We start from the raw sequence: 17,306 nt of genomic DNA, 5'->3' as shown, positions 1-17,306 counted from the left end.
TTCGGCGTACGGACCGCTCCGCTACGTGACGACGTTCCACGGTCAGTACACGGGCAATACGCTGTACTACATCGACGACCTGACGATCGGCAGCCGTTACACCGTACGCGGATTCGACGGGGAGACGATGCTGGCCACCTCCCGTGGCTTCTACTGGCGCAACGAACTGCAGGCGCCGATCGGTCAAACCGGGCAGGCGGTCTATGCGGGCGTCGATTACGGCCGCGTGTGGGGCCCACAGCCAGTCACGCTCGTCGGCACGCAACTGGCGAGCGCGGTGATCGGCGTGAAGGACAGCATCGCGACCCGACTGGGCGCCTACGGTTACGACCTGTTTGCCGGCACGCCGATCTGCAAGCCGTCCGGGTTTCCTGCGGCATGCGTGACGATCGGTTTTCAGGTCGCGGCGCAGTTCTGAAAAAGTGAGCGTGATCCGCTACTCGCTTCGCTGCGTCAGGAGACGACGCCGACGAGGACCGATAGTCGACCCGCGTCCGAGTGACACCAGCATTTGCTTCACCGCGCCGGCCTCTGCCCATCACCCCCGCGCCGCCCCCGTCGACTCCCGCACGACAAGCTCCGGCGCCCCGATCGTATGCACGGCGGCAGCCGGTTCGATCCCGTCGATCATGTCGAGCGTCAGCGCGATCGCCCGCGCGGCGATATGCGACGTCGGAAACCGCACCGTCGTCAGCGCGGGGCGGAACTGGTGCGCGAGCTGGATATCGGTCATGCCGATCACCGACAGATCGGCCGGCACGCGCAGGCCGAGATCGGCGGCCGCCTGCATCGCGCCAATCGCCATCAGGTCGTTGGTCGCGAACAGCGCGGTGAGGCCGGGCTGCGCCCTCAGTAACGCAGCAGCCGCTTCGTAGCCGCCTTCGATCGAATCGTGCGCCGACACGGTCGTCAACGCGTCCGCCGGATGGCCGCGTGCCGCGAGTTCGTCGGCGAAGCCGCGCAGCCGCACCGACTGCGGGCCGCCCGATCCCCTGCCGACGAGCGCGCCGAACGCGCGATGCCGCAGCCCGGACAGGTGCGTGGCCGCCAGCGCCCCCGCCGCCGCGAAATCGACCGTCACGCACGGCAGCGTGCGCGACGCATGCACGTGCTCCCACATGCACAGCACGATCGACGCACCGTGGCGTGCGATGTCGGCCAGCTCGGCTTCGGCGAGGTCGGTGTTCATCACGATCGCGCCGGCGGCGAGCGTCCCCGCGATCCGCTCGAGGTAGTTGCGCGTGATGGCCGGATCGTCGTCGGTATTCGACACCAGCAGGTAATGGCCGCGCTTGCGCGCCTCGCGCTCCGCGGCCAGCACGAACTCCGGATAGAACGGGTTCGTGATGTTCGACAGCATCAGCGCGAGCGTCGACGTGCGGCCCTCGGCCAGCGCGCGCGCGGTCAGGTTCGGCCGATAGCCGAGTTCGCGGATCGCGGCCATCACGCGTTCGACGGTCGCCGGCTTCACCTTCTGCGGATTGCGCAGCACGTTCGAGACGGTCGCAGCAGTGACGTTCGCGCGCTGCGCGACTTGCGCGAGCGTCACCATGCGCGGCGTGCAGGTGGTCGGGAGAAGAGGCGCGACGGAAGCGAAGCGGGGGAGTGTCTGCTCATATTCTGGGAGTGCGTCCCACTAGTTGCACAAGGACAGGCGATACGCTAATTTCTCGGCACATCAGATCAAGGAGACGACATGGTACGGCGAACCGGGCGAACTGCACTACTGAAATTTAAGCGATTAAATTTTTCGATCCGAAACGCCTGACCGGAAGAGGAGAGCGCGATGACCGGCATTTCATTGAAGGACGTCTCGAAGCGCTACGGCGACCATGCGCCGGTGCTGCGCGACGTGAACCTCGAGATCGCGTCGCACGAGTTCTGCGTGTTTCTCGGTCCGTCGGGGTGCGGCAAGTCCACGCTGTTGCGGATGATCGCCGGGCTCGAGGACGTGACCGAAGGCGAACTGCGGATCGGCTGTGCACGCATGAACGACACGCCGCCTGCCGAGCGCGGCGTCGCGATGGTGTTCCAGAGCTATGCGCTGTTTCCGCACATGACCGTGTTCGACAACATCGGCTTCGGCCTGCGCATCGCCGGCACGCCGAAGGATGAAATCCGCCGCCGCGTGACCGAAGCCGCGCGCGTGCTGCAGCTCGACGCGCTGCTCGATCGCAAGCCGAAGGCGTTGTCGGGCGGCCAGCGGCAGCGCGTCGCGATCGGCCGCGCGATCGTGCGCGAGCCGCGCGTGTTCCTGTTCGATGAGCCGCTGTCGAATCTCGACGCGACGCTGCGCGGCCAGACACGCGTCGAGATTGCCCGCCTGCACGCACGCTTCACGCAATCGAGCTCCGTCTACGTGACGCACGACCAGATCGAGGCGATGACGCTGGCCGACCGGATCGTGCTGCTGCACGCGGGCGACGATGTCGCGCGCTTCGGCAGCATCGCACAGGCCGGTGCGCCGCTCGATCTGTATCACCGGCCGGCCAACCGCTTCGTCGCGGGCTTCATCGGCTCGCCGCGGATGAACTTCCTGCCGGCGGTCGTCGAAGCGAGCGATGCGCATGGCTGCCGGCTGCGCCTGGATGGAACCGGCGAAACGCTGACGCTGCGCGATCGGCCGTTGCCGCGCCACGTCGGCAGCGGCGCGCGCGTGACGCTCGGGATTCGTCCCGAGCATCTGACGGTCGCCACGGCGGGCGATGCCGACTTGCCGGCGATCGTGCGTGACGTCGTACTCGTCGAGCAGCTCGGCGAAGCCGCGTACGTGCATCTCGACCAGCCCGGCGGCGTGCCGCTGCTCGCGAAACTGCTGGGCCAGGCCGCGTTGCGGCGCGGCGAGCGGCATGCATTCCGCGTGTCGCCGTCGTGCTGCCACCTGTTCGACGAGGCCGGTATCGCGTTGCCGGCCGTCCACGCCGAAGCGGCGTTCGCGTAGCGGCGCACTGCCGACCCGCCGCGCGCGACGCGGCACCCATCACACCAATACCAGGAGACAACGATGAGACTTCGTGCGAGCCGATTGCTGCTTGCCCTGACGACTGCCGCGGCATGCGCCGCGGGGACGGCCGATGCGGGCACGCTGAAGGTGAACGTCGCCGCGCGCGGCAACCAGCGTGCGACGTGGCAGGCGGCGTTCGACCAGTTCCACAAGGCGAATCCGGATATCGACCTGAAGGTCAGCTACGTCGGCGAGGAGGCGTACAAGGTGCAGATGTCGGGCTGGCTCGCGACCGATCCGCCCGACGTGCTGAGCTGGAACAACGGCGAACGGCTCGCGTACTTCGCGAAGCGCGGGCTGATCGAGGACCTGAGCGCGGACTGGCAGAAGAACGGCTGGAACGACACGTATGCGGCCGTGAAGCAGTCGTCGACCTACGGCGGCAAGCTCTATAGTTTGCCGCTCGGCTACGACGCGTATGGGTTGTTCTACCGCAAGGACCTGTTCGAGAAGGCCGGCATTCACGGCGAGCCGGCCGACTGGGCGCAGTTTCTCGACGCGTGCCGCAAGCTGAAGGCGGCGGGCATCGCGCCGGTCGCGGTGGCCGCGCGCGATGCGTGGACGCTGGCCGCGTGGTTCGACTACCTCGACCTGCGGATCAACGGCTACGCATTTCACCAGAAACTGATGGCCGGCGACGTCGCGTATACCGATCCGCGCGTGCGCGCCGTATACGCGGCCTGGAAGAAGCTGATCGACGACAAGTATTTCATCGACAACGCGCTGTCCTACGACGTCGATTCGCTCAGCCCGCTGGTCGTCAACGGCCAGGCCGCGATGACGCTGATGGGCACCTGGTATTCGGCGGGCCTGCTGAGTGCGGCGCGCAATCCGATCGGCTTCTTCCGCTTCCCGGTGATCGACGCGTCGGTGCCGCTTGCGGAGGACGGCCCGGTCAACGTGCTGATCGTGCCGGCGAAGGCGCACAACAAGACGGACGCGCGCCGCTTCCTCGCGTTCATGGGGCAACCGGCCGTCAGCGGCGAGTTCGCGAAGGGAATGGGACAACTGCCGTCGAACAACAAGGCGCCCGAGCCGCAGGACCCGATCTCGAAGATCGGCTTTCGCACGCTCGCGACGACGCCCGGCGGCATCGCGCAGTTCTACGACCGCGACATGACGAAGGAAATGGCGGACGAGGGGATGAAGGCGATGCAGCAGTTCCTGTCGGACCCGACGCAGCTCGACGCGATCCTGCAGCGCCTCGATCAGGCCCGCAAGCGGATCTACCGGAAGTAGCGCGCCATGCGGCCGGGCCGGCGCATGCCGGTCCGGTCCTTCGTTGCCACCGTTCGCAGAAGGTCACCTCATGTCAACCAGCCTGTCCGAAAGCGCCGCGCGCCGCGAAGCCGGCCCGCAGCGGCATGCGCGCGCGTCGCTCGCGCGCCGGCGCAACCGCGCGGCCCTGTGGTTCGTGCTGCCGGGATTCGCGCTCTTCACCGTGTTCGTGCTGTATCCGATCGTCAGCAGCATCTGGCTGAGCTTCCATCACTGGGACGGGATGACGCCGATGACGTATGCCGGGCTCGACAACTATCGCGAGCTGCTGCAGTCCGATACGTTCTACGTCGCGCTGAAGAACAACGTGCTGTGGCTCGCGCTGTTCCTCGCCGCGCCGCCGCTCGGCTTCGCGCTCGCGCTGTACCTGAACCAGAACGTGTTCGGCATCCGGCTCGTGAAGTCGCTGTTCTTCGCACCGTTCGTGTTGCCCGGCGTCGTCGTCGGCCTGGTGTTCTCGTGGTTCTACGATCCGACGTTCGGGCTGCTGAAGCTGATCGTCGGACACGGGATCCCGGTGCTCGGCGATCCGCGCTATGCGACCTACGGCGTGATCGTCGCCGCGCTCTGGCCGCAGATTCCATTCTGCATGATCCTCTACCTGACCGGGCTCACCGGCATCAACGGCGAGATCGTCGAAGCGGCGCGGATGGAAGGCGCGCGCGGCTTCACGCTGCTGTGGCACGTGATCCTGCCGCAATTGCGGCCGGCGACCTTCATGGCGGTGGTGCTGACCGTGATCGGCGCGCTGCGCAGCTTCGACCTGATCTCCGTGATGACGGGAGGCGGCCCGTTCGACAGCTCGACCGTGCTCGCGTACTTCATGGTCGACCAGGCGATCAAGTACTACCGCGAAGGCTATTCGGCCGCGATCGCGGTCGTGCTGTTCGCGATCATGCTCGTCTATATCGTGTGGCAGCTGCGCAAGCTGGTGCGCGTCGAATCCTAAGGATCACCAACATGTATCCGATGCCCGTGTCCCGCTGGGGACGTCCCGCCCGCCTGCTGTACCGCCTGTCGCTGCCGTGCGCACTCGCGCTGTGGCTCGTGCCGCTGCTCGCGGTGCTCGTCACGTCGATCCGCTCGACCGACGAGATCATGGCCGGCCATTACTGGGACTGGCCGAAGCAGTTCGCGCTGCTCGACAACTACGGCACCGCGCTCACGCAGACGCCGATGCTGCATTACTTCGCGAACAGCATCCTGATCACGGTGCCGTCGGTCGCGGCATCGATCCTGCTCGCGTCGCTCGCGGGGCACGCGCTCGCGAACTACCGGTTCCGCGGCAATCTCGTGCTGCTCGGGCTGTTCGTGGCCGGCAACTTCGTGCCGATCCAGATCCTGATGATCCCGGTGCGGCAGATCATGCTCGGCGTCGGCCTGTACAACACCGTGTGGGCGCTCGTGCTGTTCCATACCGCGTTCCAGACCGGCTTCTGCACGCTGTTCCTGCGCAACTTCATCCGCGAGTTGCCGTTCGAGCTGATCGAGGCCGCGCGCGTCGAAGGCGCGTCCGAATGGGCGATCTACTGGCGCGTCGTGCTGCCGCTCGTGCGGCCGGCGCTCGCGGCGCTCGCGATCCTCGTATTTACGTTCGTGTGGAACGACTACTTCTGGGCGCTGTGCCTCACGCAAGGCGACGACGCGGCGCCGATCACCGTCGGCGTCGCCGCGCTCAAGGGGCAGTGGACGACCGCCTGGAACATCGTGTCGGCCGGCTCGGTGCTCGCGGCGCTGCCGTCGGTCCTGATGTTCTTCGCGATGCAGAAGCACTTCGTCACCGGGCTCACGTTCGGCGCGACCAAGGGCTGACCCGTCCCATCCTCTTTCATCTGCAAGGAATCCACGATGCATCTCGGCGTTTGCTATTACCCCGAACACTGGCCGCGCGAACAATGGGAGCGCGATGCGCGGCGGATGGCCGAACTGGGCCTGACCCGCGTGCGGATCGCCGAATTCGCGTGGAGCCGGATGGAGCCGGAACCCGGCCGCTACGACTGGGCGTGGCTCGACGAGGCGATCGACACGCTCGCCGGCCAGCAGCTGAAGATCGTGCTCGGCACGCCGACCGCCGCGCCGCCGAAATGGCTCGTCGATCGCCATCCGGAGATCCTGCCGATCGGCGCGGACGGCGCGGTGTGGCAGTTCGGCTCGCGTCGCCACTACGATATCGCGAGCCCCGTGTATCGCGAGCACTGCGTGCGCATCGTGGACGCGATGGCGCGGCGCTACGGCGCGCATCCGGCGGTGATCGCATGGCAGACCGACAACGAGCTTGGCTGCCACAACACGCTGCCGAGCTATACGCGTGCGGCGCTCGAAGGTTTTCGCGCGTGGCTCGCGGTGCGCTACGGCGATATCGGCGCGCTGAACCGCGCGTGGGGCAACGTGTTCTGGAGCATGGAGTATCGCGGCTTCGACGAGATCGAACTGCCGCGCCATACGCCGACCGATGCGAATCCCGCCCATCTGCTCGACTTCCGCCGCTATCAGTCGGATGAGGTCGCGCGGTTCCATGCCGTGCAGGTCGATGCGATCCGCCCGCACGCACCGGGCCGCGACGTGCTGCACAACTTCATGGGCTTTTTCACCGAGTTCGATCACTACGCGTTCGCGCGCGGCGGCCTCGACGTGGCCGCGTGGGACAGCTACCCGGTGCCGCGCACCGAAGTGCTGCCGCTCGACGAATCCGACAAGCGGCGCTGGGCCCGCACCGGGCACCCGGACGTGTCGGCGTTCTCGCACGACCTGTATCGCGGTGTCGGCAACGGCCGGATGTGGGTGATGGAGCAACAGGCGGGGCCCGTCAACTGGGGGCCGTACAACCCGGTGCCGCACGCCGGAGCCGTGCGGCTATGGACGTGGGAAGCGTTCGCGCACGGCGCGGAGCTCGTATCGTATTTCCGCTGGCGGCAGTATCCGCATGCGCAGGAGCAACTGCATTCGGGGCTCAACGCGCCGGACGACCGGCTGTCGCCGGGCGGTCATGAAGTGGCGCGCGTCGCGCGTGAACTGGCTGCGCTGGATCCCGGGTGCTTCGCGGGTTCGGAACCTCCGGCGCGCGTCGCGCTGCTGTTCGACTACGAGGCGGACTGGATGATCCGGATTCAGCCGCATGGCGCCGACTTCGACTATCAGCAACATGCGTTCGACTGGTATCGCGCGCTGCGCGAACTCGGGTTCGACGTCGATATCGTCGCGGCCGGTGCGGACGTGTCGCGTTATGCGTTCGTCGTCGCGCCGACGCTGCCGGTCGTCACGGATCGCATCGTCGAGCAGGCCGCGCGTGGCGATGCGCACTGGCTGTTCGGGCCGCGCACGGGTTCGCGTACGGCGGCATTCGCCATCGCGCCGGGCCTCGCACCCGGCAAGCTGCGTGACGTGCTGCCGGTGCGGATCGGCCAGGTCGAATCGCTGCGGCCGTCGCTCGCCCCGCGCGTCGCGTTCGACGGCATCGACGGCCACGCGCTGAAATGGCGCGATCACGTCGATATGGAATCGATCACCGGTGTCGACGTGCTCGCGGCCTGCGACGACGGCGTGCCCGCACTCGTGCGGCGCGGCCGCGTGACGATGGCGACCGCCTGCTTCGATCGCACGCTGTTGCGTGCGATCGTCGGCCGCTGCGCGCGCGACGCCGGACTGCCGGTGCGTGCATTGCCGGACGGCGTGCGCTTGCGCCGGCGCGGGCGCGTCGTATTCGCGTTCAACTACGGCGACGCAACGTGCACGCTGCCCGCGCCGGACGGTGCGCGTTTCGTGCTCGGCGGCCGCGAACTCGGCGCGGTCGACGTCGCCGCATGGGTCGAGCCGGACTGACGCGATGCAGTCGTTGCCGCCGCTGCGATTGCAGTTCGCGCGCCTCGCCGGGATCGCGCATTTCGTGCCGCTGTCCGCGGCGGCGCTGATGCTAGGCGTCGCGATGTCGTTTACGGCGCCGTACCTGTCGCTGTTCGGCGTGCAGGCGGCAGCAATGTCGCCGTCACTGGCCGGCGTATTCATGACGCTGATCGCGGCGAGCGGTGTCGTCGCCAGCACGTGGGCCGGACGCTGGTCCGATCGCCGCGACCGCCACCGGCCGTTGCTCGTCGTATCGCTCGCCGCTGCCGCGCTCGGCTTCGCGCTGCTGTGCGTGCTGCGCGCGCACGGGCCGGTGATCGCGGCCGGCACGATCCTGCTCGGCGCGGGGGCCGTGTCGTTGTCGCAGATCTTCTCGTTCGCGCGCGCGGTGCTGCCGGTCGATGACGACGCACAGCGCGAGCTCGCGTCGGCCGCGCTGCGCACGATGCTGTCGGTCGCGTGGGTGTTCGGGCCCGCGCTCGGCGCGCTGATCCTCGCGCAGACGGGTTTCACCGGGCTCTTTCTCGCGGCTTCGGCGGGCTTCGTCGCGTGCGCGGCGATCGTCGCTCGGATTCCGGAGCCTGCGCGGCGTCCAGCCGCCGTTCACGTGCGCGCGGTCGACCACGCTCCGGCGCCGTCGGGCGATGCTGCGTCGGTCGTCGTCGCGCCGCGCGCACGCGTGCTGCGGACCCTCGTCGCGCTGACGCTAATGGGGCTCGTCGCGAACGCGACGATGATCGTGCTGCCGCTGTACATCGTGCGCGGCCTTGGCGGCACGCCGGCGAACGTGTCGGCTGCGCTGGGCCTGGCCGCGTTGCTCGAGATTCCGATGATGCTGTGGCTCGGCATCCGGTCGACGCGGCTCGACAAGGCACGCTGGCTGACCGCGTGCGCGGTCGTGCATGCGGCGTATTTCATCGGGCTCGCGACAGTGACGCGAGTCGACCTGATCCTGCCGCTGCAGTTGTTGAGCGCTTGCGTGGTCGCGATCACGTCGTGCCTCGGGATGACGCGCGTATGCGACCTGATGCCCACGCGCCCCGGCACCGCGACCGCGATGTTCTTCAGCACCGCGCGCGTCGGCTCGATCGCGTCGGGTGTGCTGTCGGGGGCGTGCGTCGACCTGTTCGGCTATCGCGCGACATTCGCGGGGTGCTGCGGGCTCGCACTCGTGGCGTGCGTGCTGCTCGCGCTGGATGCGCGCGGCGAGCGGGGCGGTGCGAGCGGAACGGCGCAGCGAGCGGTATGAGCGACACAAGCGACACAAGCGACACAAGCGACACAAGCGACACAAGCGACACAAGCGACACAAGCGACACAAGCGACACCACACCGCCCGCACGACACCGCTTCAACCTACCGCACTGACGCACGATGCGCCGGTGCGGTGAATCGGCGATGCCGTGAAGCGTCAACGCTTGCGATACGCGTCGAGCGACGCCAGCGCATTGCCGTGGAAGTCGAACAGCGTATTGTTGTCCCACTGATCGCCCGCGCCCAGCTTCCAGCCGACACCCGGCGTCGGGATCCATTCCGGCTCCCACCAGAACACGCCCTTGCCGCGATTGCCCGGCACGCCCTTTACGATATCGACGACCGCCGCGAGGAACTGCGCCTGGCCGGCCGGCGACGGCGGGAACGCGGTCGAGCCGGTGTTCGTCATCGCATTCGGCTCCGAGTCGCCGTCGCTGGTGGTCCACGGATACGCGGTCTCGACGACGATCAGCTCCTTGTCGTAGCGCACGGCGAGATCGTTCGCGTTGGTGCGCAAGTCGTCGAGCGCGCCTTGCCACTGCGGGTAATACGACAGGCCGATCACGTCGAACGCGACACCGCGTTGCGTCGCGCTGTCGAACCACCAGCGGCTTTTCGCGTTGTCGCCGCCGCTGTCGATGTGCAGCATCACCTTGATGCGCGGATCGACGGCCTTCACCGCATCGTGGCCCGTCTTCAGCAATTGCGCGAGGTTATCCCACTGGTCGTAGCGGCCGAGCGGCCACAGCATGCCGCCCGTGATCTCGTTGCCGATCTGCACCCACTCGGGCCGCACGCCGGCGCGCTGAAGCTGGCGCAGCACGTCGGTCGTATAGGCGGACAGCAGTGCGCACGTATCGGCGAGATTCTTGCCGGCCCATGCATGCGGCGGGTATTGCTTGCCGGGGTCGGCCCACCAGTCGCTGTAGTGGAAGTCGATCAGGATGCGCATGCCGAGCGCGGCCGCGCGCTTCGCGAGCGCCACGACATGGGCCGCGTCGTTGTAGCCTGCCGCATCGCTCTGGTTCGCGGGGAAGAAATCCGGATTGCCGGGATCGTTCCATACCTTGATGCGGATCGAATCGACGCCATGCGCATGCAGGATCTTCAGGCAGTCGCGCGGCTGCCCGCGGTCGAAGTACCGTGCACCGTGCGCCTCGAGTTCCGGCAGCGTCGACACGTCGGCGCCCATCGCGAACGGGATACCCGCGCTGCCTGCGGCGCGCGCGACGCCTTGCGCGACGGCCGGCAACGCGCCGGCCAGGTCGACGCATGCGAGCGCCGCGGTCGAGACACTCCAGCGCAACATCGATCGTCTGTTCATCGTCATCCTCCAGTATCGGGCCCGGTCGATCGATCGCAGGATCGCGGGCTCCATCGGTTTAAGCGCTTAAATTTCGGCCTCGATACGAGGCCGGATCGAGCGTAGCGCAGCCGCCGATGCCAACGCAAAGAACGCGTGCGTTGCCTACTATCTGGCGACGGGCGTGGGGACGGAGAGGAGAGACAGGCGGATCGATGTTGCGCCCGGTGCAGAGCCGTGCTTTTTCTCAGGTGCCGTTCGTGGCGAATCTGTCGAGATATGACCGGGCTGCGACGGCCTCGCCGTCAATCAAACCCCGAAGAACGCCAAGCCCGCGATCACGATGCCGATTGCGGCCACGCCAATCGAAAGGCCCTGCATCCATGAACGGCGCGTGAGGATCGTGATCGCCGCCAGCGCGATCGAGATCTGGATGACGGTCGTCGCCTGCGACCACCGATGGTGTCGGTGCATCCGCGCCTCGCTGGCCGCGTTGTTCTTCTCGACTTCCTTTTCGAGCGCCTCGGCTTGCGCCCGGATCGGTTCCTTGTCGGCGCGGTATCGTGCGGCGTCCGCCTCGAACCGCTTTCGCTGCGGCGACGATTCCGGGCTCAACGCCGCGCCGAGTTCGGCGAGGTTCTGCTTGTTGCCCTTCGCCTGATAGTAGGCCCACTGGTTCGCAGCCTCGGTTTTCCGGATCGCGGCGTCATTCTTGTAGAGCAGCGCGAGGCTTTCGTCGGCACCGCTCTGGTAGGCCGATATCGCACCGAAGCAGGCAAGCACGGCCGTCAGCACGGCGATGCGCGACGTACCTTGATCGCCGCCGTGAGCCGCATGATGTTCCACCGCATGGTCGTGAGGGCCATGAACTTCGTATTCTTCAGACATCCGTAAGGAACCCGCAAGAGTTGAATGAAATCCGGCGCCGGCCGACTGCGCACGGACGCTCGATCGCACATGGGAGTCTGACACAGGTTTGCGTGCTGGCGATGCTTTCGCGCGACGCGCCAGCCGGCGAGTCTCGCGCCATGTTCAGCGACGGATCCGGATCCTCTGGGACCGCATCGCGGCGGATAAACGATAAACCTCAGGCGGCCGCTGCCTGGACGGATTCGGTATCCCGGTTGACGTGATTGACCCAGTGGTTTCGGAGGGGGCATGCCGACCGGTGTACATGGCAGTTTGCGGACTGGCGCGTTCGCATGCGACCCGACCCGGCCCGACGTGTCCGCTACCGCTACCCGCGAACGCCGACCCGATACCGCGTCGTCTGGCGATAGGTCCGGCCCGGACGAAGGATGGTTTCGTCGCGCAACGCGTCCATGTTGACCTGGTTCGGAAAGCACCCGGCTTCGACGCACAGCGCCGCGTGCCGCCGGCACGCCACGCCGCCGCTCACGCGCACGCCGTCCAGATAGTTGCCCGTATAGAGCTGCAGCCCGCGCTGGTCCGTCGACACGGCAAGCTCCCGGCCGCTTTCCGGATCGTAGATCGATGCGACGGGCCGCACGCCGCGCCCAGGCTCGCGCAGCACATAACAATGGTCGAAGCCGCGCCCGCGCGTGAGCTGCGCATGCGGCCAGTCGAGGCGCGCGCCGATCGGCGCGCTCTGCCGGAAATCGAACGCGCTACCCGTCACGTCGGCGGTGCCGGTCGGGATCAGCGCATCGTCCACTTCGACGAACGCGTCGGCGTCGATCTGCAGCAGATGGCCGCGCACGTCGCTGCCCGCGCGCCCGCTCAGGTTGAAGTAGCTGTGATTGGTCAGGTTCAGCGGCGTCGGCGCATCGGTCACGCCCGCGTAGTCGATCGTCAGCGTGCCGTCGTCGTCGAGCGTATAACGCACCTGCACCGTCACGTTGCCTGGAAATCCCGCATCGCCTTCCGGCGAATCGAGCCGCAGCGTCAGCCCGCCACGGTCGTCGACCACGTCCCAGCGCGCGCGGTGAAAGCCGCTCGCGCCGCCGTGCAGCAGGTTGCCGTTCTCGTTGCGGTCGAGTGTGTGGTCGACGCCGTCGAGCGCGAAGCGCGCATTCGCGATCCGGTTCGCCCAGCGGCCGACCGTCGCGCCGAGGTAGGCGCCCGATTCGACGTAGTCGGCCGGCGTGTCGTGCGCCAGCACGATATCGGCGAAGCGCCCGGTGCGGTCGGGGGCGAGCCACGACACGACGGTCGCGCCGAGATCGCTGACGACGACGCGCATCCCGTGCGCGTTGCGCAGCGTGTAGCGCCGCACCGGATCGCCGCCGGGCAGCGTGCCCCACGGTTCGGACGGAATGCGGCCCGCGTCGGATGCCGGGCGGGGAGAGTCGGTGTCGATATGCATGAGTGGGTTCGCTCGTGAGCGGTGAATTCAGTGGGCGGGCGCGGTGCGCTCCTGGTATTCGCGCGGGGTGCAGCCGAGTTCGCGGCGGAATACCGCGTACATGTATTGCAACGACGTGAAGCCGCAGCGGATCGCGACTTCCGCGCTCGACGCGTTGCGGCTCGCGAGCAGCGCCTGCGCGGCCTCGAGCTTGTGACGCAGGATTTCCTGGTGCACGGTGCGCTGCAGTTCGCGCCGGAAGTGCTCTTCGAGCAGCGAGCGCGACACGCCGACATAGTCGGCGACCTGTTCGGTCTTGATCCCCTGGCACGCGTACTGCCGGATGAAATGCCGCGCGCGCATCACGTGCGGGCTCGCGAGCGGCTGGTGGCGTGTCGATTCGAGCACGTTGATGCCGACCGGCGGCACGAGGATGCGCTGTCCGGGAAAACGCGCGCCGCGCAGCATCCGGTGCAGCAGGTGCGCGGCGGTGCGGCCCATTTCCTCGGTGCCCTGGATCACCGACGACAGCGGAATGCGCGTCAGCGTGCGCGTGAGCGGATCGTTGTCGATGCCGATGATCGCGACCTGTTCCGGCACCGCGATGCCGGCGATCAGGCACGCCTGCAGCAGATGCCGCGCGCGCGCATCGGTGACCGCGATCACGCCGACGGGCTTCGGTAGCGCATGCAGCCAGCCGATCAGCTGCTCGATCGCGTGATTCCAGCCCGACGCGCTCGTCGACAGGCCGCGGTAGATCGGCGCGTCGAGCCCGTCGGCGCGCGCGAGGCGATCGAACGCGAGCTCGCGCTGCTGCGCCCAGCGGTTCTCCTGCGCGACCGGCAGGCTGTACATCGCGAAATGCGCGAGCCCCGCGCCGATCAGGTGCGTATAGGCGAGCGACACGAGCTTCGGGTTGTCCGTCGCAATATATGGGACGCCGTGCGGATACTGCGCGGGATCCTCGTACGACGAGCCGACCGCGACGATCGGCAGCGGCGAGCCGGCGAGCGCGTCGGCGACGGCCGGATCGTCGAAGTCCGCGATGATGCCGTCGCCGTCGAAGCGTTCGATGCCGGCGAGCCGGCAGCGGAAGTCGTCCTCGAGGAACAGGTCCCACACGACGCGCGTCGTGTGCAGGTACTGGCCGATGCCGCTGATGATCTCGCGGTCGTAGACCTTGTTCGCGTTGAACAGCAGCGCGATGCGGTGCGGTGTCTGGGCGGAAGAGGCGCGGGTCATGTCGGTCTCGGGGCGGGCGCCGCTCGGGCGTCTTGCCGTTGTCTCCGGGGCGCGCGGACGGTGCCGCGCGATGCTCTGGTGTCCGGCGATTGTAGGCCGGAACGCGCACCGCGCGCAGCGGCTGGCAAGAAACGTTAAGCATGCTGCGCAATTTCGCAATTGCCGGCCGGCAGGCGCGCGGGCACGATCCAGCCAACCGGATTCGGCCGCGTGCGTCGTCGTCGCGACGCGCGTTGCGCCGCAACAAGACCCTGCACGGAGACGCCATGTCGTATTTCGAACACATTCCCGCGATTCGCTACGAAGGTCCGCAGTCGGACAACCCGCTGGCTTACCGCCATTACGACGCCGAGAAGCGCGTGCTCGGCAAGACGCTCGCCGAGCATCTGCGGATTGCCGTCTGCTACTGGCATACATTCGTGTGGCCGGGGCACGACATCTTCGGGCAGGGCGCGTTCCAGCGGCCATGGCAGCAGCCGGGCGACGCGCTCGAACGTGCGCGCATGAAGGCGGACGCGGCATTCGAGTTCTTCACGAAGCTCGGCACGCCTTTCTATACGTTCCACGACACCGACGTCGCGCCGGAAGGCGACACCCTGCGCGAATACGCGGCCAACTTCGCGCGGATGGTCGACTATCTCGGCGAGCGCCAGCAGGCGAGCGGCGTGCGGCTGCTGTGGGGCACCGCGAACCTGTTCTCGCACCCGCGCTTCGCGGCGGGCGCCGCGACGAACCCGAACCCGGACGTATTCGCGTGGGCCGCGACCCAGGTGTGCCATGCGCTCGACGCGACGCACCGGCTCGGCGGCGAGAACTACGTGCTGTGGGGCGGCCGGGAAGGCTACGAGACGCTGCTCAATACCGACCTGAAGCGCGAGCGCGAGCAGTTCGCGCGCTTCCTGTCGATGGTGGTCGAGCACAAGCACCGGATCGGCTTCACGGGCGCGCTGCTGATCGAGCCGAAGCCGCAGGAGCCGACCAAGCACCAGTACGACTACGACGTCGCGACCGTGCACGGCTTTCTCGTGCAGTATGGACTGCAGAACGAGATCCGCGTGAACATCGAGGCGAACCACGCGACGCTCGCCGGTCATTCGTTCCATCACGAGATCGCGAATGCGTTCGCGCTCGGCGTGTTCGGCAGCGTCGACGCGAACCGCGGCGATCCGCAGAACGGCTGGGACACCGACCAGTTCCCGAACAGCGTCGAGGAGCTGACGCTCGCGTTCTACGAGATCCTGCGCCACGGCGGCTTCACGACCGGCGGGATGAACTTCGACGCGAAGGTGCGGCGCCAGAGCGTCGATCCGGAAGACCTGTTCTACGGCCATGTCGGCGCGATCGACGTGCTCGCGCTCGCGCTCGAGCGCGCGGCGGTGCTGGTCGAGAACGACCGGCTCGACGCGCTGCGCCGGCAGCGCTACGCGCAGTGGGACGACGCGTTCGGCCGCAAGATCCTGTCGGGCGGTTACACGCTGCAGTCGCTCGCGGACGACGCGCTCGCGCGCGGCGTGGACCCGCGGCACGCGAGCGGCGCGCAGGAGCGGCTCGAGAACATCGTGAACCAGGCCATCTACGGGCTGCGCTGACGCCATGTATCTCGGACTCGATCTCGGCACGTCGGGCGTGAAGGCGGTGCTGCTCGACCGCGACGGTGCGGTGCGGGCGAGCGCGAGCCACCCGTTGACGGTGAGCCGGCCGCGGCCGCGCTGGTCGGAACAGGCGCCGCACGACTGGTGGGACGCCGCCTGCGGCGCGCTCGCCGCGGTCGTCGCCGAAGCCCGCGCGGGCGGCATCGATCCGCGCGGCATCGCCGCACTCGGGCTCACCGGCCAGATGCACGGCGCGACGCTGCTCGACGCGCATGGCGACGTACTGCGCCCCGCGATCCTGTGGAACGACGGCCGCGCGGATGCGGAGTGCGCGGAACTCGAGCGGCTCGCACCCGCGCTGCGCACGGTGGCAGGCAACGTCGCGATGCCGGGCTTCACCGCACCGAAGCTGCTGTGGATGCGCCGGCACGAGCCCGATGTGTTCGCACGCATCGCGCACGTGCTGCTGCCGAAGGATTATCTGCGCTACCGGCTGACCGGTGCGTTCGCAACCGATCCGTCGGATGCCGCCGGCACGCTGTGGCTCGACGTCGCGAAGCGCGACTACGACGACACGCTGCTCGGCGCGTGCGGGCTGTCGCGCGCGCAGATGCCGGCGGTGTTCGAGGGCAACCGCGTGACGGGCACGCTGCTGCCGGCCGTCGCGCGCGCACTCGGGCTGCGCGAGATTCCGGTCGTGGCCGGCGGCGGCGACAACGCGGCCGGCGCGGTCGGCGTGGGGATCGTGCGGCCCGGCGATGCACTGCTGTCGCTCGGCACGTCGGGCGTGTATTTCGCGGTGTCGGACGGGTTTCGCGCCAACCCCGAATCGGCGGTGCACAGCTTCTGTCACGCGTTGCCCGATACGTGGCACCTGATGTCGGTGATGCTGAACGCGGCCGGCTGCATCGACTTCACCGCGCAACTGACCGGTTACGACGACGTCGCGGCGCTGCTCGCCGATGCCGAGGCGAACGCGCGCGCGAGCCGCCCGTGGTTCCTGCCTTACCTGAGCGGCGAGCGCACGCCGCACAACGACGTGAATGCGAAGGGCGTCTTTTATGGGATGACGCCCGATACGCAGCGTGCGGATCTCGCGAACGCGACGCTCGAAGGCGTCGGCTTCGCGCTGCTCGACGGCATCGACGCGCTGCATGCGGCCGGGCTCGAGCCCGCCGGCATCACGGTGATCGGCGGCGGCTCGCGCAGTGCTTACTGGACGCAGATGCTCGCCGACCTGAGCGGACGCGCGCTGACGCTGCGCGCGGGTGGCGAGGTCGGTCCGGCGCTCGGTGCCGCGCGCCTTGCTCGCCTCGCGCTCGAACCGGATACGCCGCTCGGCGACGTGTGCCCGCAACCGCCGGTCGTCGCGGTGCGCGAGCCCGATCTCGCGCGGCACGCGTGGTATCGCGACATGCGGCGGCCGACGTTTCGTGGGCTTTATCGCGCGCTCGAACCGGTGTTCGCGACGGGTGCGTGACGCGCGGA

General features: G+C 68.1%; 13 protein-coding genes and 1 pseudogene. 9 read left to right on the top strand and 5 right to left on the bottom strand.

From position 1 onward, the window contains the following. Nucleotides 1-4 precede the first annotated feature (4 nt). Nucleotides 5-418, top strand: a pseudogene (locus DID98_RS14835) (ShlB/FhaC/HecB family hemolysin secretion/activation protein); the annotation flags it as partial. 120 nt (nt 419-538) lie between these two features. Here DID98_RS14835 and DID98_RS14830 read toward each other — a convergent pair. Continuing rightward, nucleotides 539-1,552 (bottom strand): LacI family DNA-binding transcriptional regulator, encoded by a 1,014-nt coding sequence (locus tag DID98_RS14830; protein WP_124570967.1) that lies wholly within the window; start codon nt 1,550-1,552, stop codon nt 539-541. A 234-nt stretch (nt 1,553-1,786) separates the two neighbouring features. Between DID98_RS14830 and DID98_RS14825 the strand changes: the two genes are divergently transcribed. From DID98_RS14825 to DID98_RS14800, 6 genes are all read left to right on the top strand, one after another. Further along, complete coding sequence (locus DID98_RS14825) at nt 1,787-2,941, top strand: ABC transporter ATP-binding protein (protein WP_124570966.1); 1,155 nt, start codon at nt 1,787-1,789, stop codon at nt 2,939-2,941. Between the two features lie 63 nt (nt 2,942-3,004). Further along, nucleotides 3,005-4,243, top strand: coding sequence for an ABC transporter substrate-binding protein (locus DID98_RS14820; RefSeq protein WP_124570965.1), 1,239 nt, complete (start codon nt 3,005-3,007; stop codon nt 4,241-4,243). A gap of 70 nt (nt 4,244-4,313) precedes the next feature. After that, nucleotides 4,314-5,231, top strand: coding sequence for a carbohydrate ABC transporter permease (locus DID98_RS14815; protein ID WP_124570964.1), 918 nt, complete (start codon nt 4,314-4,316; stop codon nt 5,229-5,231). 11 nt (nt 5,232-5,242) lie between these two features. Continuing rightward, nucleotides 5,243-6,094, top strand: a complete 852-nt coding sequence (locus DID98_RS14810; RefSeq protein ID WP_124487292.1) for a carbohydrate ABC transporter permease — start codon at nt 5,243-5,245, stop codon at nt 6,092-6,094. A gap of 36 nt (nt 6,095-6,130) precedes the next feature. Next, nucleotides 6,131-8,101 carry a beta-galactosidase gene (locus DID98_RS14805; protein WP_124487291.1) on the top strand — a complete coding sequence of 657 codons (1,971 nt, stop codon included), beginning with the start codon at nt 6,131-6,133 and terminating at the stop codon, nt 8,099-8,101. A 4-nt stretch (nt 8,102-8,105) separates the two neighbouring features. Further along, the gene (locus DID98_RS14800) at nt 8,106-9,371 is read left to right on the top strand and encodes a sugar efflux transporter (protein WP_124487290.1); all 1,266 of its coding nucleotides are present in this window, start codon (nt 8,106-8,108) and stop codon (nt 9,369-9,371) included. A 162-nt stretch (nt 9,372-9,533) separates the two neighbouring features. Here DID98_RS14800 and DID98_RS14795 read toward each other — a convergent pair whose 3' ends face one another. The 4 genes from DID98_RS14795 to DID98_RS14780 form a co-directional block, all read right to left on the bottom strand. After that, complete coding sequence (locus DID98_RS14795) at nt 9,534-10,700, bottom strand: arabinogalactan endo-1,4-beta-galactosidase (protein ID WP_124487289.1); 1,167 nt, start codon at nt 10,698-10,700, stop codon at nt 9,534-9,536. A gap of 288 nt (nt 10,701-10,988) precedes the next feature. Then, nucleotides 10,989-11,567: a DUF4337 domain-containing protein gene (locus tag DID98_RS14790; protein WP_124487374.1), complete on the bottom strand. Its 579-nt coding sequence runs from the start codon at nt 11,565-11,567 to the stop codon at nt 10,989-10,991. A gap of 349 nt (nt 11,568-11,916) precedes the next feature. Beyond that, entirely contained in the window at nt 11,917-13,005 is a 1,089-nt protein-coding gene (locus tag DID98_RS14785; RefSeq protein ID WP_124487288.1) for an aldose epimerase family protein, read from the bottom strand. Between the two features lie 27 nt (nt 13,006-13,032). Beyond that, a complete protein-coding gene (locus DID98_RS14780; RefSeq protein WP_044844283.1) occupies nt 13,033-14,226 on the bottom strand; it encodes a DNA-binding transcriptional regulator in 1,194 nt (397 codons plus the stop codon). Between the two features lie 266 nt (nt 14,227-14,492). On the opposite strand from DID98_RS14780, the gene xylA reads away from it, so the two are divergent. Both xylA and xylB read left to right on the top strand, forming a co-directional pair. Then, the gene (xylA, locus tag DID98_RS14770; protein ID WP_124570963.1) at nt 14,493-15,815 is read left to right on the top strand and encodes a xylose isomerase; all 1,323 of its coding nucleotides are present in this window, start codon (nt 14,493-14,495) and stop codon (nt 15,813-15,815) included. Between the two features lie 4 nt (nt 15,816-15,819). Continuing rightward, entirely contained in the window at nt 15,820-17,298 is a 1,479-nt protein-coding gene (xylB, locus tag DID98_RS14765; protein WP_124570962.1) for a xylulokinase, read from the top strand. The last annotated feature ends 8 nt before the right edge of the window (nt 17,299-17,306 follow it).

Source organism: Burkholderia sp. Bp8984 (assembly GCF_003853755.1).
Classification (GTDB): domain Bacteria; phylum Pseudomonadota; class Gammaproteobacteria; order Burkholderiales; family Burkholderiaceae; genus Burkholderia.
This window is presented reverse-complemented; position numbering and strand designations above follow the sequence as displayed.

Coding starts and splice junctions, on each gene's coding strand:
- DID98_RS14795 (WP_124487289.1), bottom strand. CDS start 10,700: ATGAACAGACGATCGATGTTGCGCTGGAGTGTCTCGACCGCGGCGCTC.
- DID98_RS14785 (WP_124487288.1), bottom strand. CDS start 13,005: ATGCATATCGACACCGACTCTCCCCGCCCGGCATCCGACGCGGGCCGC.
- DID98_RS14810 (WP_124487292.1), top strand. CDS start 5,243: ATGTATCCGATGCCCGTGTCCCGCTGGGGACGTCCCGCCCGCCTGCTG.
- xylA (WP_124570963.1), top strand. CDS start 14,493: ATGTCGTATTTCGAACACATTCCCGCGATTCGCTACGAAGGTCCGCAG.
- DID98_RS14830 (WP_124570967.1), bottom strand. CDS start 1,552: ATGGTGACGCTCGCGCAAGTCGCGCAGCGCGCGAACGTCACTGCTGCG.
- DID98_RS14815 (WP_124570964.1), top strand. CDS start 4,314: ATGTCAACCAGCCTGTCCGAAAGCGCCGCGCGCCGCGAAGCCGGCCCG.
- DID98_RS14820 (WP_124570965.1), top strand. CDS start 3,005: ATGAGACTTCGTGCGAGCCGATTGCTGCTTGCCCTGACGACTGCCGCG.
- xylB (WP_124570962.1), top strand. CDS start 15,820: ATGTATCTCGGACTCGATCTCGGCACGTCGGGCGTGAAGGCGGTGCTG.
- DID98_RS14800 (WP_124487290.1), top strand. CDS start 8,106: ATGCAGTCGTTGCCGCCGCTGCGATTGCAGTTCGCGCGCCTCGCCGGG.
- DID98_RS14805 (WP_124487291.1), top strand. CDS start 6,131: ATGCATCTCGGCGTTTGCTATTACCCCGAACACTGGCCGCGCGAACAA.
- DID98_RS14780 (WP_044844283.1), bottom strand. CDS start 14,226: ATGACCCGCGCCTCTTCCGCCCAGACACCGCACCGCATCGCGCTGCTG.
- DID98_RS14790 (WP_124487374.1), bottom strand. CDS start 11,567: ATGTCTGAAGAATACGAAGTTCATGGCCCTCACGACCATGCGGTGGAA.
- DID98_RS14825 (WP_124570966.1), top strand. CDS start 1,787: ATGACCGGCATTTCATTGAAGGACGTCTCGAAGCGCTACGGCGACCAT.